The sequence below is a fragment of the Cyclonatronum sp. genome (assembly GCF_022565315.1).
In the GTDB taxonomy this organism is placed as follows: Bacteria; Bacteroidota; Rhodothermia; order Balneolales; family Cyclonatronaceae; genus Cyclonatronum.
Genome location: NZ_JAIUMX010000032.1, coordinates 1 through 20,203 on the forward strand (window position 1 = coordinate 1; position 20,203 = coordinate 20,203).

Genomic DNA, 20,203 nt, shown 5'->3' on the forward strand with positions numbered 1-20,203 from the left:
CCGCCCTGAAAAACGGGGTCGGCTGTGAGCTTTGCTTCATAATAGGAAGCCATATCCCGGATATGAATCTCGTAAGCGATGCCAGCCTCGTTCATCATCCGGAGCTCATCACCGCCGAGTTCGGCGTAAAGCGTGTTTTCATGAATATGAACGTGATCTATTGCCACACCCATATCCCCTATTTGCTGAATTAAAGCCCTGGTTTCAAAGGGGATGCTTACACGGTACCACAGCTGCTCATCGGGCTCATAACCGGTGCCATTAAACAGCGGCTCACTTACCGGGGCGTGATCGTGAACCTGTTGATGATGGTGCACCTGCCGGGCCTCGGCCGGCTTGCTGATTCCGGAGCATAAGAGAAAAACGGCCGATGCCGTCAGTAACAATTGTTTCAAAAGAATGATGGTCTAAGTGAAGGATTGAGCGCTGCTTCTGAAACCGGGGCATGAATTCAAAAGCGTTTTAACATACATAATCATCCCTTACTGTGCTGTAATACGTTGCAAAGATGCACGCAGCCGGCGCATCATTTCAGGGATAAAATCAAGGTGTTCGGGCTTCATAAATACACTGCGCAGAATGGTGACCTGCTCTGACGGATCGGCACAGTTTACGGACGGAAACTGCTTCACAAAAGCACCGGCATTAACTTTATACAAGCTCAGAAACAGGGATTGCTGCCCCTGCTGCATGGTGTCATGAAAAATATCGCGGCTCAGGCGGGAAATTTCGCTTATATCACCAGCCAACGGGAAATAACAGACGATATCGGTTTCCGGCTGGGCAAGGAGACCGAATGTTTCGCTGTTTTGGAGCTCAGCGGCGAAGCTGCGGGCGGCCAGCAGGCAGTCTTTGAGCATGCCGGCAAAGCGCGATTCGGCATGAAGCCCAAGCACCTGAATCGTAAACCAAAGCGCCGCAGCCGCGGCACCGGCACGCGAACATTCCAGGGTGATTTCGCCTAAGTGAAGCTCATCCGACGAAAAATAGGTGTAGGGTGAGTCGTGCTTGTAAAACCGGCCAACGGACGCATCCCTGAAAAGCACGCAGCCGCAGCCATAAGGCTGCAGGCCGTGCTTGTGCGGATCGATCACGATGCTGTCGGCTTCCCAGAGCGCCTCAAAAGGTGCCGGATTGAACAGGCCGCTGTTTTTGAGCAGGGTGAAGAAGCCACCGTAGGCGGCATCAACATGGATACGCACACCGGCCTGCCTGCAGAGCGGCAGCACTTTATCGAGCGGCTCGATAGTGCCGGTACCGGTCGTGCCAAGGGTCACTACCAGCGTGCCTGCACCTTGCAGCGCTTCCCTGAACCGGGCTTCCCCTTCCTTACTGCTGAGATCCATTGACACAGCCCTGCCTTCCATTCCCAGAACCGAACACATGCGGCTGTGCGTGTAGTGTGCCTGCTCCGAAAACAGCACGGGTTTATCGGGGTGAAGACATCTTGCCACCCAAAGGGCTTCGAGGTTGGCAACAGTGCCGCCGCTCGTGAGGTGCCCGAGCGAAGCCCCCGGATCGTACCCAACCATCCCGGCGAGATCCCGAATCACTTCCTTTTCCATTTGGGAGGTTTCGGGGCCGCCATCGAGGGCATGGTTGTTCGTGTTCACGCTCATCGCTACCGCGTAAGCGAGCCATGCGGCAGGGTGTGGCGGCTTGAGCATCTGCCCGGCATAAGCCGGCTGATGAAAGGGATAGCAGGCCTGCATCCGGGCTATAAAAGCTTCGAAAACAGCCTGCAGCTCAGTATCAGCTGCGTCACCGGCCTGCCCTCCCGCGTGATACCGGGCCGGAATGGTCATGCCCTGCAGTTCAGCCTGCTCAAGCCAGCGCTCAAGCAGCGGAATCAGTTGTTTGTACATATTTCGGATTACGGATGATGAATATTGGCAGCGTAAACATCGCACAAATCAGGGACATAAAAAAACCTGCATCCGGAATTCCGTGCAGGTTTTTTAAAAAGCGGGATGGCTACCGGCTTAGATAAATCTTACCGAAACGCCCAAAGAGAATGTTTGCCGCAGCTGAAGCTTGTTGGATACGTCATCATTATAAAGCATCGTAAAGCGGAAAGTAGTATTCAGATAATTGTTGATGCGCCCGACAATCTCATTGTTGAACGTAAAATCGGAGCGGTCCGGCGATTGACTCGCGTTGCTGAATGTTTCGATGGATGAAATGTAGCGTACGTTTTCAAAAATTTCCTTGTCAAACTTAAGCAGAAATGAAAAACCCAGCTCGTTTTTCACACTTTGATCCGGGCGAAGACCGTATCGCTCCCGGAAAGTAATCGGCTCTCCGTCACGAATACCTGCCTCACCATCGTCCAGCACAAATGTTTGTCTTGCGGAGGCACCAAAATCAGCCGAAAAATAGCTGACCGGCTTGAACGAGATACCAAGAGTTTCTGTGAGATAGGCCGGCGCCATAAATTTCGAAACGGTAAATACCCTGTTCCGATCCAGCCCTTTGTCAAACTGTGATAAAAAATTCACATTGGCAACTACGCTCCAGCGTTCATCGTCCAGAAAATATCTTACCGTATTACGGATGGCAATTTCGTCATCGGTTTTGCGAAAGTCGTCATCAACCTTAGCCTGACCATAAACGAGTCGGGTATCAAGGTTGTACCCCCAGCTGCCGCGCCGGTAAAGCGCATTAAAATTAGTTGCCGCTGTTAGTGCAACGGTATTAACCCCACCCTGCTCCCAGTTTCTGAAACTTGCCTGTGAACCGTTCAGCTGACCGCGGAACTCGAGTTGCCAGGCAGAAACAGAATCCGGGGGCGCTTCGCCCCATTTAATTCCGCCGGCAAAAAGCGGTGCAGTACCGAAAAAAAGAAAAGCCGTCAGCAAAACAAGAAATCGAGAAAATCTCATAACAACAAGAAGTAAGGGTTTTAAGAATAAAGAAGGCAGAAGCTTACGTTAATATATCATCCTAAGTAAAATAAGCCTGTATTGGGTTTTGAAAAAACCGGTTTACAAATCATTAAAAAGAATTTGGGAAACAGCCCGTTCTGTTCAGTTATTCCGCGTAAAAATGCGGTTTCAGGCCGTTTGAGTTTCCCTGAGGAGATGAACTTCCATCTGTCCGCTTTCGTCATTCAAAATTACGTGAACGTGCTCATCGAACTTGGTGGGATATACCAGACCGGTTACAGCTGCAAAAAAAGGAAACCGCCGGTGTCCGCGGTCAACAAGCACAGCAATCCGGATTCGGGATGCTTTTGAAATATCAGGGAAGCAGCCAAGTGCAGCAGAAATGGTACGGCCTGAAAAGAGTACGTCATCAATTACGATCATATCACGGCCGGAAGCAGTTTCGTGCGGACTCAAACTAAGATCCTGTGTTCCGGCATTAACCAACAAGGGTGGTGTTTGCAGCGATTCTGCCATAAACTGCTGAATAAGCCGGGCAACTGCCATTCCGCGCTTGTTGATGCCAACAATCAGCAGATTTTGGGGCTCTGCTACGGTTTCAGCAAGCTGATAAGCCATGCGGCGGCAGGTGCGCATCACATGGCTGCTGTCCATTAAAATGCGCTCAGATATCATTAGGGGCTGTTTTGTTTGGTAACGCCTATTGGAACATGGCTTTAATACTGCCCCATGTACGGCGCACAGCAGTCGAAGTATAATTAACTTCAGCCTGACCAATAAACCGACGTTCACCGTTGGTAAATACAACATTGAGCTCATATACCACAGGCTCGGTATTTCCGGAGTTTCTGAACACATTCCGGTCAAGGTAGGTGTAAAGATTGGGCTGTGATGAAGGCGGCCTCACATCTATGGTTGCCACCGGGATAAAATCCGAATCACGCACCATTTTTCTTAAAAGCTCATAGTGCATCACCCCGCTCTCCTGCTGAACTGTCCATTCAATTTTAATTTCATTTTTTGCGGGATCAGGTATTTCCGCACGAAATTGTGTAACCATCGCAACATTGGCTGCGACGAGCAAAAAAGAAATAAGCGCAAGAGCAAGCGCTTTGAATAAATTGGATTTGTTCATCATAATTCAGGAATATAATGAATCTCTTTCATAAAAAATAAACCGTATCCTAAATACGGAACCTTTTTATTAAGGAATTGAAATCGTTGAACTGCAATTGCCTTACTGCTGTTCAACGATGCTTTACCAAAAATTTGTATGCCCTTAACACAAATGCCCATGCCCGTTTTGAGATTTCTGATTCCCGCCTTTCTTCTGCCTGTTTTCTTTCTGGCCTGCACCACCATCGAAATCCGGGAAAGCGACGCGTTCGACAACCACCCCACCGTTACACCGCAGAGCTACAACTCTGAAATTTTTACCCTGAGCGAGCACACGGTCGAAACCGAAGACGGTGAGGCACTGAATGCGTGGCACCTGCAGCGGGAGGGCGCCCTCGGCACAGTGCTGTATTTCGGCGGCAACGGTTTTCTGCTGGTTAAGTCCCTCCCCTGGATTCAGGCCTACGAAACCCTGCCGGTCAATCTCGTGCTCTTCGATTATCGCGGCTACGGGCTCAGCACCGGCTCGCCTTCGGTTGACGGCATTTTCACAGACGCTCAAAGCGTGCATGAATTTCTCATTTCCGAGCTGAATGCCAACCCGGAGCGCATCATCCTGCACGGGCATTCGATGGGCAGCCTTGTTACCGGGCGTATGCTCAGTGAACTTAATCCGGCGGCTTTCATCATGGAAAGTCCCATCACGGAAATCAACGACTGGACCCGCAGGCTCGTGCCGCTGCTGCTGCGCCCCTTCATCCGGTTCCGCTTTGACGAGGCCATCTCACAGCAAAACAATCTCACCCGCGTTGCCGCTTCTGAGCTGCCGGCCCTTTTCATCACCGGCACCGAAGATCAGATCACGCCTGAACGCATGGCAAAGCAGCTTTATGAGGCTTCGCCATCATCCGACAAAACCCTCCGCCTCATCGAAGGCGGCGGGCACAACGACCTGCCCCTAAGCCAGCACTACCGCGATGCCCTGCTCACATTTCTGGAAGGCGTTTTACTTCCGTAAGGTGTAGGGTGATGTGCTCACAGCCCTTATGCCGGTTTCCGGGTAAGTCTGAAACCTGCTGAAGTTTACGCGTCTGTGTTGTTCAACATTTACCTGCCAAATAAAAAAGGCTGCCCCTGTTGAGAGGGCAGCCTTTTTTGGTTCATCAAATCGGCAGGTCAGCTTCAGGCACCGGCTGATTCTTCCACCGTGGCACTGCTTTCGTAGGTGCTTACATCGGGGCAGCTGCAAACGAGGTTGCGGTCGCCGTAAGCATCGTCGATGCGGGTAACGGTCGGCCAGTACTTCGATGCTCCCACCCAGGGCAGCGGATAGGCAGCCTGCTGACGCGTGTATTTGTGGTTCCATTCATCAGCTGTTACAACAGCTGAGGTATGCGGCGCCAGCTTCAGTGGATTGTCTTCAGCATCGGCACGACCTTCGGCTATATCTCTGATTTCATTCCGGATGGCGATCATCATATCACAGAAACGATCGAGCTCAGCCAGTGATTCGCTCTCGGTTGGCTCAATCATGATGGTGCCTGCAACCGGGAACGACATGGTCGGCGCGTGGTAGCCGTAATCCATCATCCGTTTGGCAAGGTCAACCGCTTCGATACCGCACTCCTGCTTGAAATGCCGCAGCTCGATAATCATTTCGTGTGCCACGCGGCCGGTTTCACCGGTGTAGAGCACGTCGTAATGACCCGCAAGCCGTGCCTGAATATAGTTGGCGTTCAGAATCGCAAGTTTAGTTGCATTCGTGAGGCCTTTGGCGCCCATCATGCGGATGTAAGCGTAAGAAATAACCAGAATGCTCGCGCTGCCAAACGGCGCAGCAGAAATGGCGGTCGTATTGGTCGGTGGGTTGTCGAGGGTGAAGTGGCCTGCCACAAACGGCGCAAGGTGCTTCGCAACACCGATGGGACCCATGCCTGGTCCGCCGCCGCCGTGCGGGATGCAGAAGGTCTTGTGCAGGTTCAGGTGACAAACATCGGCACCAATCAGGCCCGGGGAAGTAAGGCCAACCTGCGCGTTCATGTTGGCACCGTCCATATACACCTGCCCGCCGCACTCGTGAATGATGTCACAAATTTCACGGATGGCCGACTCAAATACGCCGTGCGTTGAGGGATAGGTCACCATCAGCGCTGAAAGCTCGTCTTTGTGCTTGAGAGCTTTTTCACGCAGATCATCTACGTTGATGTTGCCGTTATCGTCGCACTTGGTGATGACGACCTTCATGCCGGCCATTACCGCGCTTGCCGGGTTGGTGCCGTGCGCCGATGACGGGATGATCGCTACATTCCGGTGCGTATCGCCGTTTGCATGGTGATAGGCACGGATGGCCATGAGGCCCGCATACTCGCCCTGCGCACCGGAATTCGGCTGAAGCGATACGGTGTGGAAGCCCGTAATTTCAGACAGCCACTCGGTGAGTTCATCCAGCATCTGCTTATAACCCAGCGCCTGATTTTGAGGCACAAACGGATGCAGACCGTTCACATTCGGCCAGCTCACGGGGATCATTTCCGTGGTTGCATTCAGCTTCATGGTGCAGGAGCCGAGCGAGATCATGGAGTGCACCAGCGATAGGTCGCGGTTTTCGAGACGCTTGAGGTAGCGCAGCATTTCATGCTCGCTGTGGTAGCGGTTAAAGACCTCATGCGTGAGGTAGCTGCTTGTGCGGGCCAGCGAAGCCGGGAAGCTCACTGCAATATCTTCGGCGGCCGTTTCGAAATTAAAAGCCGCTTTGCTGCCGAGCACCGTCGCGAAAATGTCAACGATGGCGGCCACGTCTTCAGGCTCTTTTTTCTGATCAAGTGAAATGCCGATATGCGCCGTGCTGAAGTAGCGGAAATTCACGCCCCGGGATTCTGCCTCTTTGCGGACGGCATCCCGGAAACCGGGTGACTCCACCTCAATTTTCAGGGTATCAAAATAGGTTTCATTCAGCTGCTTCAGTCCAAGTGCGGTGAGGCCTTTTTCAGCCAGTTTTGCCATCGCATGGATGCGGCTCGCAATGCGCTTCAGGCCTTCGGGACCGTGATAAACCGCATAGGCGCCGGCCATTACCGCGAGGAGTACCTGCGCAGTGCAAATGTTGGAGGTCGCTTTTTCCCGGCGGATGTGCTGCTCGCGGGTCTGCAGCGCCATGCGGTAGGCCGGCTTCCCGGTCCGGTCAATCGAAACGCCGATCATGCGGCCGGGCACCTGACGCTTGTTCTCTTCCTTAGTGGCGAAGTAAGCGGCGTGCGGACCGCCGTAGCCCAGCGGAATGCCGAAACGCTGCGTGCTGCCAACCACAATATCCGCGCCCATCTCGCCGGGTGATTTGAGCAGGGTGAGGCTCAGCAGGTCAGCGGCTACCGTCACTTTGATATCGTTGGCCGCAGCACCGCTGATAATTCCGCTGATATCCGACACCGCGCCGTTGCCGTCGGGGTATTGCAGAATGATGCCGAAGTAAGATTCATCCGAAGGGTCGAATGCTGAGAGCGGTGCAATATGCAGTTCGATGCCGATGGGCTCCGAGCGCGTTTTCAGCAGCTCGATGGTTTGCGGGAAGCAGGTATCAGCAACGAACAGGCGCTCAGCTTTGCGGCGCTTGCCCTTGCGGATGGCGTACATCGTGCTCATGGCTTCCGCAGCGGCTGTTGCTTCGTCGAGCAGGGATGCATTTGCGATTTCCATGCCGGTGAGGTCAATCACCATGGTCTGAAAGTTGATCAGCGCTTCAAGGCGACCCTGTGCAATTTCCGCCTGATAGGGCGTGTAGGCTGTGTACCAGCCCGGATTTTCCAGAATATTGCGCTGAATAACGGGAGGCGTTACGGTGTCGTAGTAGCCCAGCCCGATGTAGGTCTTGAAGAGTTTGTTCTGAGCCATAATTCGGCGAAACGAATCCAGGAAGGCATGCTCGCTCAGGGGCTCAGGCAGATTTAATGGCTTGGTCAGTCGAATCGAATCCGGTATGGTTTGTGAAATCAGCTCATCAACAGATGAAACACCGACGGCATCAAGCATGTGCCTGACATCGCTTTCGGTTGCGCTGTTGTGGCGAAATTCAAACTTCTCACGATCAAATAATGAATTCATAGTTACAGGTTGGTTTCCTTAAATAGTGGCATCAAAAAAATCAGCTGAATGGTTGGGCTTTTCCCAACAAAAGGCCGTGAATTATGATTCAGATTTAGAATTTCAAAATACGGATTTAGCAGCTCAAAAAGCGCTTTGGGAAGTGCCTGAATTAAGTCCCCCGGCCATGCTTTCCCGTTGATTTGTTTAGGGATTGAAGTCCATGCGTTTAGCGCCCCCTCTCCTCCGGTAAGCGGCCCTGCTCACTGCGCAGCCACTCGTTGTTGCGGCGGTTTACATCAGGCAGCTGACTAAACGGATCAATCCGGATGTGGTCAATGCGTTTGTTTGCGCGGTGCAGGAAGGTATGCTCCCGCGAGCGGTGCCACACTTCCACGGGGAAGCGCAGCAGCTCATCGCTGCCGTCGGCGTAGGTGATGCGCATCACCACAGGCATCACCAAATCGCCGGGACTACTGATGGTGATGAAGGCGCCTTCGTAGTCGTCAAGGCTGTCCACGAAGTCCTCAACCTGATCTATGGAGAGGTCGATCTGCCGGTTTTCGTAGAACCAGCCGCGCCAGAACCAGTCGAGGTTTTCACCGGAAGCATCATTCATCGTCCGGAAAAAATCGATGGGTGAAGGATGCCTGTAAGCCCAGCGCTCAATGTAGCTGCGGAAGGCAAAATCGAAGGTCTCTTCACCCAGCACGTAATTGCGGAGCATCAGCAGGCCCAGGGCCGGTTTGAAGTACGATACAAAGCCGAGATGCTGCGGCCGGATGCGGTCGGGATGCGTCATGATCGGTTCCATATCCGGGTTGCTGAGCTGCGGCACAAACTGCTGCATGGAACGGATCCAGGTCGGAAACTCGCCGTTGTTGAATGCCTGCGTGCTGAGGTGCCCGATAAAAGTGTTCAGACCTTCATCCATCCAGAACCATTTGCGCTCGTTGCTGCCCACAATCATCGGGAACCAGTTGTGCCCGAATTCATGATCGGTAACGCCCCAAAGCGAAGCGCCGCCGCGGTTATAGCCGCAAAACGACACGCCGGGATACTCCATGCCGCCCACTACGCCGGCAACGTTGATGGCCGCATCCCAGGGATACTCGTACCACATGTGCGAGTAGTGATGGATGCTCGCCTGCGTGAATTCCGTTGAGCGTCCCCACATTGAGGGGCCTGCGCTTTCAGCCGGGTAGAGCGACATCGCCAGCACCCGGCGGCCGCCTGGCATTTCCACCCCGGCCGCATCCCAAATGAAGCCGCGCGAAGCCGCCCATGCCACATCGCGGGTGTTTTCCATGCGGTATTTCCAGGTGAGCTCTCCCTGTTGAACCGGCCTGTTTTGGGGCAGGCCAATTTCCTCAGGGGAAATAATCATCACCGTTTCATCCGATGCACGCGCTTCCGCGAGCAGCTCAATCTGCCGCGCAGTGAGCACTTCTTCCGGATTCAGCAGCGTGCCCGAGCCGCCGAGAATAAAATCCCACGGCACGGTTACGTGAAATTCGATATCTCCGAAATTGCGGTAAAACTCTCCGGCGCCGAGGTAAGGGCGCGTGTTCCAGCCGTTGATTTCATCATACACCGCCATGTTGGGGTACCACTGTGCGATGGTGTAAATCCATCCGTCGCGCAGCTCTATGCGCCCCATGCGGTCGGCTCCGAATTCGGGTATGCCGAAGGCGTAGGTAACGCGCACCTCAAGCTGCGCGCCGTTTCCGGCAAGCGGCTCGTTCAGGTTGATGCGCATGCGCGTATCCCGGATGCTGAAATCGGGCTCGTAGCGCTCGCCGTTATGCATCACTTCCACCCGGCTTATTTCGTAGCCATCGGCGATGCCCCTACCGGTAAAGCGTCCGCCCCCCGGCGGGGAAACCCGCGCCCCTTTGGAATCCTCGCGAAAGAGGTTTTGCTCGAGCAGCATCCACAAAAAAGCAAGCTCTTCCGGGCTGTTGTTGGTATAGGTGATGTGTACCTCGCCCTCAATCCGGTGCCGTTCAGCATCGAGGCGCACGTTTATGAAATAATCCGTGCGGTTTTGCCAGTAGGAGGCGGAAGGAGCCCCGCTTGCCGTACGGTTAGGCGGCATTTGCTCCAGGGTGAGGGGGGCAAACAGCGCGTGAAGTACCGGATCAGCCTGCGAAAAGGCGGCTGACTGCGGCAGCATGAACAGAAGCGCAAAGATGAAAGAAATGCTGATGATGATTTTCATAAGGGGCTGAAAGTTGGCGGTTTATGAAGATGGAGCGTATCGCCGGAGTGTAAAACAACAAAAGCCCGCAGGGGGCTTTTGTGTGATGCCGAGACTGATCAGAACAGCCGGAAGCTGTGCCTTGCCTTTAGCCGCTGCACGAAGGCGACCATCAGGTCGGAGACGCCCTGCACGTCGGCCAGATGTACCATCTCGGAGGGCGAGTGCATGTAGCGCAGCGGTGTGGAAACCAGCGCCGACGGGATGCCGCTCCGGTTGTGGAAAATACTGTCGGTATCGGTGCCGGTACGTATGCTCGAGGCTTCGTGCTGAACCGAAATGCCGGCTTCAGCAGCGGCTTCAACCAGCAGCTCAACGACCTTCCGCTGATTCGCAGTACCGTGTGTGATGGCCGGACCCTCGCCCAGTTTCACCATGCCGTGCTCTTTGGGGTTAATGCCCGGGCTGTCGGTTGCGTGCGTAACGTCGGTTACCAGCGCGACATCCGGGTTGAGCCGGTAGCTCATCATCCGGGCACCAAATCCGCCGATTTCCTCCTGCACCGCATTCACAACCACGACATTCACCTTGAGCTGATCGCGCATGGCTGCCAGCTTTTCGAGGGCCGAAGCCACAATATAGCCGCCGATGCGGTTGTCAATGGCGCGCGCTACGAGCAGCTCGTCAGAAAAGAACTCCGGCTCATCCACGTAGGTAATGGGGTCGCCGATCTGAACCATTTCGAGGGCTTCTTCGCGGGAGGTCGCACCGATATCCACGAACAGATCTTTCCAGCCGGGTGCCTTGGTATCGGTGCGGTCCTGCAAGTGGATGGCCGTGCTGCCGATGAGTCCGCGCACCACACCTTTGGCTGCGTGCACCGAAACCTTGCGGGCCCGGGCAATAGCCGGATCGCTGCCGCCAATGCGGCTGATGTACACGAAGCCTTTGTCATCAATATGCTGCACCACCATGCCGATTTCGTCGGCATGGGCTTCGAGCATCACGGTGATGGCGTCAGGGTCAACATCCAGAAAAGCCGCTGCCGAGCCGTAGGCATCGGTAAGCGTGCGGTCGGCGAAGCCTTTCACGTAATCGAGCCACACCTGCTGCCCGGCCGATTCATAGCCGGTCGGGCTTGGGGTGCACAGCAGGGATTCCAGGAAATCGAGTTTCTCAGGAGATATCATCAATCAAAAATAGGTTCAGAATTTAGGTTGCAGGCGAAAATCAGGCCTGATCGTCGGTATAGATGGAGGCAATCAGATCGGCGTACTGTTTTTCGAGCACTTTCCGCTTCACCTTCATGGTTGGGGTGAGGATGCCGTTTTCTACTGAGAACGGTTCCTGAATCAGGCGGAACTGACGCACCTTCTCATGCGAAGCCAGTTTTTTATTGATGGTTTTGAGCTCGCGGTCGAAGAGCTTCTTCACCTCATCCATCTCCATGATTTCCTCATCCTTTCCGGCGCTGATGTTGTTGGCTTTCAGGTAGCCGCGCAGCGCTTCAAAGTCGGGCACAATAATAGCCGACATAAACTGCTGCCCCTCGCCCACAACCACAGCCTGATCCACATACAGAATCGTTTTGATGGTATCCTCAATCGGGCCGGGATAAATGTTCTTGCCGCCGGCGTTCACAATCATGTGCTTGAGGCGGTCGGTGATCTGCAGGTAGCCATCCACAAAACGCCCGATATCGCCGGTGTGGAACCAGCCGTCGGCGTCGATCACTTCCTCGGTTTCCTTTTTCTTGTTATAGTAGCCCTGCATCACATTCGGGCCCTTGCACAAAATTTCGCCCTCATCGCTGCTCAGCGAGCTTGGGTAATCATCGCCGCTGAGCTGCGCAATCAGCTTGCCGTCGCTTACGCGCTGAATGCCAACAGTTACGCCCGGCAGCACGTGCCCGACTGTTCCGTAGCGTTCAGCGCCAACCGGGTTCACATTCATTACCGGAGAAGTCTCCGTTAGGCCGTAGCCTTCCGTAATGCGCAGACCGGCAGCCTGGAAAAACAGGCCGATTTCGGAAGGAAGCGCGGCTCCGCCGGAAACAAACAGGCGAACGCGCCCGCCGGTGCGGTCCTTAAGTTTATCGAAAATGAGTTTATCCGCAATTTTCTTCTGCAGCTTAACCAGCGGGCTTTTTGAGGTGATGGATTTCTTGCCCACACCAATCCCCCAGTTGAACAGTCCCTGCTTCAGGGATGAACCGGCCTGTACGTTTTTGAGCACGATGTTGTACATCTTCTCAAACAAACGCGGCACGGAAACCACAACGGTCGGGCGCGCCTCGGTCAGGTTTTTGGAAACCGTATCAACGCTTTCGGCATAATAAATTTCGGCACCGCCCGCGAGCATGGCATAATAGCCTGCAACACGCTCAAACGCGTGACACAGCGGCAGGAACGACAGGGTGCGGTCTTCCTCGCCGATAGTAATCACTTTGTGCGCAGCCTTCACATTGCTGATCAGGTTGCCGTTCGAAAGCATCACGCCTTTGGGGTTACCGGTAGTTCCGGAAGTATAGATGAGTGTGCTCAGGTCGTTTTCAGTAACAGACTTGAGCGTTTCCTGGATTTTATCAGCAAGCGACGGATATTTTTGCCGGCCTGTTTCGATAACATCGTCAAAGAGCAGTGCACCGCCGTCTTCCAGTAGTTTTTTATTAGGCGGAGTATCAAAAGCAATGAGGTGCTTCACCGATTTAATGTTCCCTTTAATCTGAACCGCCTTCTTGAGCTGAATACCGGTCGAAACAAAAAACAACTTCGAGCCGCTGTCATTGATAATATATTCCACCTGCTCGGGCGGCAGGGTTGCATACAGGGCTACATTTACCCCGCCAACAATCTGACCCGCAAAATCAACCACAGCCCATTCATAGCGGTTTTCACTTAAAATGGCGAAACGGTCTCCCTTTCCGAGGCCTGCATCCATCATATAAGCTGCAAGCGCGTAAACATCTTTGGTAAATTTTTCCCATTTAATTTCCTGATAGGGCTCGTTCGAACCGGGCTTAAATGCGTAGGCGGTTTTGTTTCTGCCCTTCGTTTTCAGGGAGAGCTCATAAAACAGCTCCGGAATCGTGTTGAAGTCAACAATGGTAGGCATATTGGGTAAGGTTGGTTTCCAAATAGAAGGTTAAAGCCGGCGCTGCCTTTTGCCTGCGCTCAGCGATCCGTATCGTTTCAAGATAATCTAAAATGCACTAAAAAGCTGATTTTACAAAATGCGCTAACCCCGCTGTCTCTGCCGTTTTAAAGCCTGTAAAGCGCTTTCTGAAAGGTAGTTTTTAGCACTGATTGTTGTATTTTAATCAGTCAAACCCAATAATCCAGTTTCGGTAATTGAGCTGACCCGATTTTTGCTCCTTAAAGGTTTTTCCGGTGTAATCATTCCGGTGAGCTTCCCTTAAGCGTTCTTTAGGCGATCGGTTGCTTTTTGCTGAAATGCTCAGATTTTTTTCTTAACTCATGGCAACACCCGCACTACAGGAAACCATCGAAGAGGTAAAGGGAATTTTCCGCGAATACCTCAAAACCAACGGTCACCGGCAAACACCCGAGCGCTTTATGGTACTTGAAGAAGTGTACAAAAGCGACGGCCATTTCGATGCCGATGATATGTTCTTCAAAATGAAAGATACCGGCTACCGGGTTTCCCGTGCTACGGTGTATAACACGCTCGATCTGCTCGTTGAGTGCGGCCTCGTACAACGGCATCAGTTCCGGCAAAATCAGTCCTACTACGAGCGGGCCTACGCCTACCGGCAGCACGACCACATCATTTGCGACGAATGCGGTGCCATCATGGAATTTTGCGATCCGCGAATTTTCGAGATTCAGAGCCTGATGCAGCGCCTGCACGACTTCAGAATCAGCGGTCACTCCCTGCATTTTTACGGCAAGTGCAACAATCCCGACAGCTGCGAACGCAAACCCGACCTCAAGCTGAAGGAATCGCGCAAGGAATAGGGCGCGCTTATTTATTTTTTCTGACAGGGTGATGTGCTTCCGGGCCTTCACCCTTTTTTTGTGCCCGAAATCAGCTGATTTTGGTCTGCTGAATGAATTTCTTCGAGGCCGAACGTGAACCCGCAAAACCCAGCAAAATCCCGAGGACTACAAGGGTCCCGCTCAGCCAGTACCACTCGCCCAAAGGCCAGCTGAGGGCATCGAGCTGCGGCAGCCATGCCGGCAATCCAAATGCAAAAATCAGCCATACAAAACCCGCCCCGATCAGCCCGCCAATGAAGCCCTGCAGGCTGCCTTCAACCATAAACGGCCGTTTAATGAAGCCGTTCGTTGCCCCTACCAGCTTCATCGCCTTAATCAGATCACGCTTGGCGTAAATGGTGAGGCGTATGGTGTTGAACACCAGAATAAATGCCACAAAACTGATAAAAAGCCCGAAAAACGAGCCGGCAGCCACAAATACCGCAAGCCGCTCTTCCAAAAGCTCAAGACCGCGCTGATTAAAGCGCACTTCCTCCACGCCCCGGAGTTGGCGAAGTTCTTCAACCAGACTCACAATTTCTGAGGCTCCGGCTTCCGGCCGTACCCTGATCAAAAAACTTGCAGGCAGGAAGAGTACTTCCCCAAAGAGCTCACTCTCCGCGCCAAACTCCTGCCGGAAGCGGTCCATAGCCGCCTCCCTGCTGATGAACACCGCCGTTTCAACCACGGCTTTTGACCGGATTTCGGCACCCATTTCATCCATGCGGCGGTCGCTGAGATCCGCCAGAAATACTTCCACCTCCACCTCCTGCTTAATGGCCTGCGCAAGCTCAAAGGCGTTGGTGCTCACCCGGGTGAGCACACCAACCAATACAACGGCCAGGGTGATGGCCAAAACCGACGAAAAAGCCGACAACCGCGCCCGCCGGAATCCGGCAAGTCCTTCACGCATCACATAAGAAAAGCTCATAAATCAGGCGGCCAAATTTTAAAAGTCGGTGTTGAATTGGTGTCAAAATTGCTGAAGCTCAAAAATAAGACCTCTTTGGTTTTGTACACGTTTTTTTTCGCGACAAGGTATTTGGGTTTCGGGGGATGTGTTTCCGGGCCTGAGCCCGCTCCGTACTTAATTCCGGATGATCCAGCGGATCGCGATGCGGAAACGCCGGGGCGGCATGGGATAGCGTGCCGTCTCGAAATAACCGAGCTGACCCAGCCCGTCGAGCAGGTTTTCGTAGCGCAGCTGCACCATAATCATGCGCACCCGCGCAGAAGCCTCGAGGTCGAAACGGTAGTAGGCCGGAATGGCCTGATCGGGGCTCAGCGGATCCCAGTAATCCAGCTCGGGGTAGTACACCGGGCTGTGAAAAGCGTTGGGAGAAAACGTGAGGCTGCCCCCGATTTTGGCATAAGTGGCAAAATTGAGGAAATAGTTTTTGAGATAAAAGTAGGCCCGGTTCGTGTTCCGCAGCCCGCTCTGATCCAGAAACTGATTTTCGGCTCGGGCTGAGTTGCTGAAAAACCGCTGAATGGTAGCCGATAGCCCGGCCTCCAGATAAGGCGTTTCGATATCGGCAAAAAGCTCGGCACCGAGCGACTGATAGGCGTCGATGTTCTGGAAAATGCCGGTTTCGGGGTTAACAACAATCGGGCTGCCGATGCGCGAGCCGTACACCCGAAGGCCGAGGGCATCCATCCAGCCACGGCCCCACACCAGGCCGGCCTCTGCCCGCACAATCTGCTCCCGGCTGAGGTCCGCATCCCCCAAAAAATCCTCGCCGAACCAAAACAGCTGCTGAATGGTCGGGACGAGCTGTCCCACGGCGAGCGACTGCCAGAACTGCCAGTTGCGTGCAGGCCGCACATCGAAGCGGTAGCCGGCCTCGAAGCCTGTCTGTCCGTCGGTTCGGTAGCTCACTTCCGACCAGCCCCCGATCTGCACGGCCTCAGCGGGCGCAAAAGCCAGCCGGAGCCCGGCCGTTACATCCGTCCAGGCCGAGCGGTTAATCAGGGTGTTGCTGTCATCATCCAGCACGGTTGCGCGCAGGTGCAGCAGCGGCTGAAGCTCAAAAGGCCCGCGTTCGATGCGGGTATCGGCATAGGCACCATAGCTGAAGGCCCGGTAGAACAGGCGGAGGTCGCTGTTGAAGAAAATCCGCCGGTCGCGGTTATGGTACAGGTGCAGCCGGCTCTGCTGCTCGCTCGTTTCATCGGGCCGGTGGAAGAGGGAGGCCGATATCATGCTCTTGCGCGTACTTGAGCGCGCAGTCGTGAGGCGCACCGGCGTGAGCAGCGGCTCGAAATTGAACAGGTTCATGTCCGGGATGGTGTAGCCGTCTGACTCGTTCATCTGAAAGCTGTTGTAGAAAAGCTGTGCCTGTGCCGACCATACCTCGTTGAGGTAGTGCGTGTACCGTACTGCCGCCTGCCGGGCATCGAGCGAACTCCGGCGGTAGTTGCCGTTATCGTTGTTGCCGCGGTAGGCCAGCTCGATGTTGCCCGAGCGGTTGACGTTCCGGGAGAAGATGACCTCAGCCCGGCGCACATCGTTACTCGTATCCTCAAAATTGATCCAGGTCAGGGGCGTGTTCAGGTAGTAGCGGCGGAGCGTGTACTCGCCCGTGTAGCGGATGCCGCCCTCCTGCTCGCTGTAGAGCCGCATGCGGTCGAGCGGCAGAAAATTGCTGTTCATGGCACCGCTCACGGTGTTGTTCATCGGGATGCCCTCAAACAAAAAAACCTGATGCCGCGGCTCGATGGCCCGGAACAAAATCGCATCGTTGCGGCCGTGCGACCCCAGCCGGAACGAGATGGCGCCCGGCTGCGCCTGCCGTCTTTCGGCCAGGTTGTACCACTGCTCCCAGCGCTGAAGGCTGTCGCTGAACACCTCCCTGAAGCCCGGATTAAGCCCGACCTGCTTGGGAATTACAACCGGCTGCGGACGGCTGCGGGATTCTGAATCGGGCTCCTGCGGGTTGGTGAAGCGACCGCGGCCGGTTGGGTCGAAGCTGCCGTTTTCGAGCGTATCGGGCAGTACCGGCGTTTCGGTGCGCAGCGTATCCGGACCGGCAGGCGGCTCAGGCGGCGGCAGGGTGTCGGGCACGGCCTGCCACAGCCACAAAAGGGACGCTATGAGAAATGCTGAACTCGGCATCGGTGCGCATCACCCTATAATTACAGGGGCATCGTAGGGCATACGCGTTACGCCCGTGAGCACCCTGCGCGTGATGTCGAGCGCGACCAGTGCAGTGCGCTCCTTGTTCATTTTCCGGTTTTTGAAAAACTGTGCGCGCATGGCAAAATGGCGCTCGCCGTCGTAATAGCCAAACCAGACCAAACCGACCGGCTTTTCTTCGCTTCCGCCGCCGGGACCGGCAATGCCCGTTGTGGAGAGGCCGATATCGGCGCCCAGCTTCTCAGCCGCGGCTTTCGCCATAATCAGGGCTGTTTCTGCGCTCACGGCACCGTGCGCTTTCAGCACGGATTCAGGCACATCGAGCAGGGCCGTTTTGAGCTCGTTCTGATAGGCCACGATGCTGCCGTTGTACCAGCCGCTGCTGCCGGGCACATCGGTAATCATGCTCCCGAGCAGGCCGCCGGTACAGCTCTCGGCCGTTGCAATCGTTTTTTTGCTGTGCTCCAGCAGGCGCCCTACGGCAGCGGGAAGGTCATCGCCCTGCACCTCCGAGTAAATGTGCTCGCGGGCTTTGCTGCGGATGTGCTTAATCAGCGGCAATGCCTTTGCCCGGGCTTCCTCGGTCGTACCGCCGGTTGAGGAAATCCGCAGACCAACGCCGTGTGAGTGCGGCAGGAAGGCAAGCTGCACGCCTTCAATCAGTTTGTCGCTCACATCCCCGATTTCGATATCGCTGAGGGTGCTTTCCCCGATGCCGGCAGTCTGCATGTAGTGCCGGAAAATGCTGCCGTTGGTACCGAGCTTCTGTGCAAGCCGCGGCCAGACTTCCTTTTCCATCAGATACTTCATTTCCACCGGCACGCCGGGCAGGGATACGAGGATGCAGCCCTCATGCTCGAACCACATGCCGGGCGCGGTGCCGGCCTTATTAAAAAGCACCTCACAGGTATCAGGCACCTGCGCCTGACCCAGGTTCGATTTTGAGATCGGGATGCCGCGTTTTTTGAAGTTGTACTCGATAAATTCGCGCGTTGGGGTGTGCTCGGTGAAACGGCCGCCGGTGTAGCGGAGCAGGGTATGCTTGGTAACATCATCGTGCGTGGGGCCGAGTCCGCCGGTTATGATGATGAGTTCCGAAACTTTGGCGCAATCCCTGAGGTGATGCACAATTTCAGCCTCGCTATCCCCCACCGTTACGCTGCGAACCGGCTCAATGTCATGCTCCGTCAGGAAGGTGCCGATCCAGGCTGCGTTGGTATTGATGATATCGCCTATTAAAAGCTCGTTGCCAATCGTCAGAATACTTGCTCTCATGGATGAAATGTTGGGGATAATTTTTAAGGGACTCAGGGTGAGGGTTTATCTCACAAAATAACCAAACGGCAGCAGCAGTGCTGTGAAAATACGCAACACGGAAGCGATGCGCGCAGCCGGTTTTTTATTGGTGAGCAATTAGAGTATTTTTCCGGCCAACACTATTTGAAACTCCTCCACATGGCTTTATTTCCAAAAACCAACTTTAACGCTGCTGATTATCCTTCGCTGAAGCGGATTCCGAACCTGCTGACGCTCATGCGGATTATGCTTGCGCCGGTTTTTTTGGTGCTATTCCTGCAGGAAGACTGGATGATGCGTCTTGCCGCGGTTATTGTGTTTACGGTTGCGGCTATCAGTGATTACCTCGACGGATACCTGGCCCGACTGCTCGAGGCCCATTCCGAATTCGGCAATTTCATGGATCCGCTGGCGGATAAAATCCTGACGTTTCTGGGCTTTGCTTCCCTCTGTATTCTCAGCTCAAGCCTGTTCCCCTGGTGGGCCTTCGGGCTGATTGTGGGGCGCGACCTGCTCATAACCTGGATGCGCACCCTGGCCCGCAAGCAGGGCTTCAGCATGAAAACGAGCTACTCAGCCAAACTCAAAACTGCGATTCAGCTGATCTTTCTTTACATCGCCCTGCTGTCGTTCACCCTGCTCATGATACCCGGCATTCGCGGCATTGTGGATTTATGGCTGGTACAGACCGGCGTACTCACCTGGCTTTATTTTGGGGTGATGGCCTTCACGGTATATACCGGCCTCGAATACGTACTCCAAAACCGGGACCTTTTTGGAAAAAAAACCACGCCATCCGCGTAATCTTGCCTTCTGGCTGGGCACAGGCCTGGGTTCGGGTCTTGCCCCTGCGGCACCCGGTACCGCAGGAAGCCTTGCGGCCCTGCCGTTTATTTACGCCGCCGGCGTATTCGGCGGCGCACCGGCACTGGCTGCATTCCTTGTATTCTGGATCGCCGCGAGCCTGTTCACCGCCCCCGGCTTCGAGCGCTGCTACAGCGAAGACCCTGCGCTCTTTGTAGCGGATGAGTGGGCAGGCCAAACCGTGCCCTTCATCGGCATTTCCTTCAGTGGGGTATTTGCGGAAGATGCCCTGCTGCTGCTTGCCGGCTTCGTGCTGTTCCGGATTTTCGACATCCTAAAGCCGCTGGGCATCAATAAAGCGGAAAAACTTCCGTCGCCGCTCGGCATTCTGGCCGACGACCTGCTTGCCGGGGTGTACGCCCTCATCCTGCTTAAACTACTGATTTTCCTAATCTGATCCGGCACAGCATATTCTGAAAAGATTCAACAAAAGGCTCATGATTCAGCAGCCTCACCCGAATCCCACTCTCAAATATTTCCCTCCTGACACAGGCAGAAATTCCTCTTAGTAAAAGATCATTTAGCATGCATTACGTACAAAAAGCGTTTAATTGGTGCGTATTTGCAGTTTTCTGTAAAATGATTATTTTGCCTGACTTGACTTTTCTAAACATGCACTCAAACAGTCCTC

At 54.4% G+C, this 20,203-nt stretch carries 17 protein-coding genes; 5 read left to right on the top strand and 12 right to left on the bottom strand.

Translation table 11 applies throughout. The features are described 5' to 3' along the window. From LAT75_RS07160 to LAT75_RS07180, 5 genes are all read right to left on the bottom strand, one after another. Positions 1-395 (bottom strand): hypothetical protein (locus LAT75_RS07160; protein ID WP_291481957.1); only part of this gene is annotated, 395 nt, incomplete at its 3' end. Positions 396-482: 87 nt separating this feature from the next. Beyond that, positions 483-1,865, bottom strand: coding sequence for an aminotransferase class I/II-fold pyridoxal phosphate-dependent enzyme (locus LAT75_RS07165; protein WP_291481958.1), 1,383 nt, complete (start codon positions 1,863-1,865; stop codon positions 483-485). 117 nt (positions 1,866-1,982) lie between these two features. Beyond that, complete coding sequence (locus LAT75_RS07170) at positions 1,983-2,882, bottom strand: DUF3078 domain-containing protein (protein ID WP_291481959.1); 900 nt, start codon at positions 2,880-2,882, stop codon at positions 1,983-1,985. 171 nt (positions 2,883-3,053) lie between these two features. Beyond that, on the bottom strand, positions 3,054-3,560 hold the full coding sequence (locus LAT75_RS07175) for a phosphoribosyltransferase family protein (RefSeq protein WP_291481960.1): 507 nt from the start codon (positions 3,558-3,560) through the stop codon (positions 3,054-3,056). A 25-nt stretch (positions 3,561-3,585) separates the two neighbouring features. Then, positions 3,586-4,023 carry a hypothetical protein gene (locus tag LAT75_RS07180; protein WP_291481961.1) on the bottom strand — a complete coding sequence of 146 codons (438 nt, stop codon included), beginning with the start codon at positions 4,021-4,023 and terminating at the stop codon, positions 3,586-3,588. 135 nt (positions 4,024-4,158) lie between these two features. On the opposite strand from LAT75_RS07180, the gene LAT75_RS07185 reads away from it, so the two are divergent. Beyond that, positions 4,159-5,019, top strand: a complete 861-nt coding sequence (locus LAT75_RS07185; RefSeq protein ID WP_291481962.1) for an alpha/beta fold hydrolase — start codon at positions 4,159-4,161, stop codon at positions 5,017-5,019. Positions 5,020-5,183: 164 nt separating this feature from the next. Here the strand turns inward: LAT75_RS07185 and gcvP are convergent, their stop codons facing one another. Further along, positions 5,184-8,099 (bottom strand): aminomethyl-transferring glycine dehydrogenase, encoded by a 2,916-nt coding sequence (gene gcvP / locus LAT75_RS07190; protein ID WP_291481963.1) that lies wholly within the window; start codon positions 8,097-8,099, stop codon positions 5,184-5,186. Positions 8,100-8,124: 25 nt separating this feature from the next. Between gcvP and LAT75_RS07195 the strand changes: the two genes are divergently transcribed. After that, positions 8,125-8,280 (top strand): hypothetical protein, encoded by a 156-nt coding sequence (locus LAT75_RS07195; protein ID WP_291481964.1) that lies wholly within the window; start codon positions 8,125-8,127, stop codon positions 8,278-8,280. A gap of 27 nt (positions 8,281-8,307) precedes the next feature. Here LAT75_RS07195 and LAT75_RS07200 read toward each other — a convergent pair whose 3' ends face one another. The 3 genes from LAT75_RS07200 to LAT75_RS07210 all read right to left on the bottom strand — a co-directional run bounded on the left by LAT75_RS07200 (position 8,308) and on the right by LAT75_RS07210 (position 13,392). Then, positions 8,308-10,299: a M1 family metallopeptidase gene (locus LAT75_RS07200; protein ID WP_291481965.1), complete on the bottom strand. Its 1,992-nt coding sequence runs from the start codon at positions 10,297-10,299 to the stop codon at positions 8,308-8,310. 98 nt (positions 10,300-10,397) lie between these two features. Continuing rightward, on the bottom strand, positions 10,398-11,468 hold the full coding sequence (locus tag LAT75_RS07205) for a M20/M25/M40 family metallo-hydrolase (protein WP_291481966.1): 1,071 nt from the start codon (positions 11,466-11,468) through the stop codon (positions 10,398-10,400). A gap of 40 nt (positions 11,469-11,508) precedes the next feature. Continuing rightward, on the bottom strand, positions 11,509-13,392 hold the full coding sequence (locus LAT75_RS07210) for a long-chain fatty acid--CoA ligase (protein WP_291481967.1): 1,884 nt from the start codon (positions 13,390-13,392) through the stop codon (positions 11,509-11,511). A 362-nt stretch (positions 13,393-13,754) separates the two neighbouring features. On the opposite strand from LAT75_RS07210, the gene LAT75_RS07215 reads away from it, so the two are divergent. Further along, positions 13,755-14,255, top strand: coding sequence for a transcriptional repressor (locus LAT75_RS07215; protein WP_291481968.1), 501 nt, complete (start codon positions 13,755-13,757; stop codon positions 14,253-14,255). Positions 14,256-14,325: 70 nt separating this feature from the next. On the opposite strand, the gene LAT75_RS07220 is transcribed toward LAT75_RS07215, so the two are convergent. From LAT75_RS07220 to LAT75_RS07230, 3 genes are all read right to left on the bottom strand, one after another. Next, positions 14,326-15,207, bottom strand: a complete 882-nt coding sequence (locus tag LAT75_RS07220) for a permease-like cell division protein FtsX (protein WP_291481969.1) — start codon at positions 15,205-15,207, stop codon at positions 14,326-14,328. A 156-nt stretch (positions 15,208-15,363) separates the two neighbouring features. After that, positions 15,364-17,358, bottom strand: coding sequence for a TonB-dependent receptor (locus LAT75_RS07225; RefSeq protein WP_291481970.1), 1,995 nt, complete (start codon positions 17,356-17,358; stop codon positions 15,364-15,366). Between the two features lie 42 nt (positions 17,359-17,400). Continuing rightward, on the bottom strand, positions 17,401-18,687 hold the full coding sequence (locus tag LAT75_RS07230; protein ID WP_291481971.1) for a CinA family nicotinamide mononucleotide deamidase-related protein: 1,287 nt from the start codon (positions 18,685-18,687) through the stop codon (positions 17,401-17,403). Positions 18,688-18,867: 180 nt separating this feature from the next. Between LAT75_RS07230 and pgsA the strand changes: the two genes are divergently transcribed. Further along, a complete protein-coding gene (gene pgsA / locus LAT75_RS07235; RefSeq protein ID WP_291481972.1) occupies positions 18,868-19,512 on the top strand; it encodes a CDP-diacylglycerol--glycerol-3-phosphate 3-phosphatidyltransferase in 645 nt (214 codons plus the stop codon). Then, the gene (locus tag LAT75_RS07240) at positions 19,484-19,969 is read left to right on the top strand and encodes a phosphatidylglycerophosphatase A (protein WP_291481973.1); all 486 of its coding nucleotides are present in this window, start codon (positions 19,484-19,486) and stop codon (positions 19,967-19,969) included. The genes pgsA and LAT75_RS07240 overlap by 29 nt, the downstream gene beginning before the upstream one ends. Positions 19,970-20,203 lie beyond the last annotated feature (234 nt).

Excerpts from the sequence above, each read along its gene's own strand:
- LAT75_RS07180 (WP_291481961.1), bottom strand. The coding sequence starts at position 4,023 with ATGATGAACAAATCCAATTTATTCAAAGCGCTTGCTCTTGCGCTTATT.
- gcvP (WP_291481963.1), bottom strand. The coding sequence starts at position 8,099 with ATGAATTCATTATTTGATCGTGAGAAGTTTGAATTTCGCCACAACAGC.
- LAT75_RS07200 (WP_291481965.1), bottom strand. The coding sequence starts at position 10,299 with ATGAAAATCATCATCAGCATTTCTTTCATCTTTGCGCTTCTGTTCATG.
- LAT75_RS07220 (WP_291481969.1), bottom strand. The coding sequence starts at position 15,207 with ATGAGCTTTTCTTATGTGATGCGTGAAGGACTTGCCGGATTCCGGCGG.
- LAT75_RS07230 (WP_291481971.1), bottom strand. The coding sequence starts at position 18,687 with ATGAGAGCAAGTATTCTGACGATTGGCAACGAGCTTTTAATAGGCGAT.
- LAT75_RS07175 (WP_291481960.1), bottom strand. The coding sequence starts at position 3,560 with ATGATATCTGAGCGCATTTTAATGGACAGCAGCCATGTGATGCGCACC.
- LAT75_RS07170 (WP_291481959.1), bottom strand. The coding sequence starts at position 2,882 with ATGAGATTTTCTCGATTTCTTGTTTTGCTGACGGCTTTTCTTTTTTTC.
- LAT75_RS07165 (WP_291481958.1), bottom strand. The coding sequence starts at position 1,865 with ATGTACAAACAACTGATTCCGCTGCTTGAGCGCTGGCTTGAGCAGGCT.
- LAT75_RS07185 (WP_291481962.1), top strand. The coding sequence starts at position 4,159 with ATGCCCTTAACACAAATGCCCATGCCCGTTTTGAGATTTCTGATTCCC.
- LAT75_RS07210 (WP_291481967.1), bottom strand. The coding sequence starts at position 13,392 with ATGCCTACCATTGTTGACTTCAACACGATTCCGGAGCTGTTTTATGAG.
- LAT75_RS07215 (WP_291481968.1), top strand. The coding sequence starts at position 13,755 with ATGGCAACACCCGCACTACAGGAAACCATCGAAGAGGTAAAGGGAATT.
- LAT75_RS07205 (WP_291481966.1), bottom strand. The coding sequence starts at position 11,468 with ATGATATCTCCTGAGAAACTCGATTTCCTGGAATCCCTGCTGTGCACC.
- pgsA (WP_291481972.1), top strand. The coding sequence starts at position 18,868 with ATGGCTTTATTTCCAAAAACCAACTTTAACGCTGCTGATTATCCTTCG.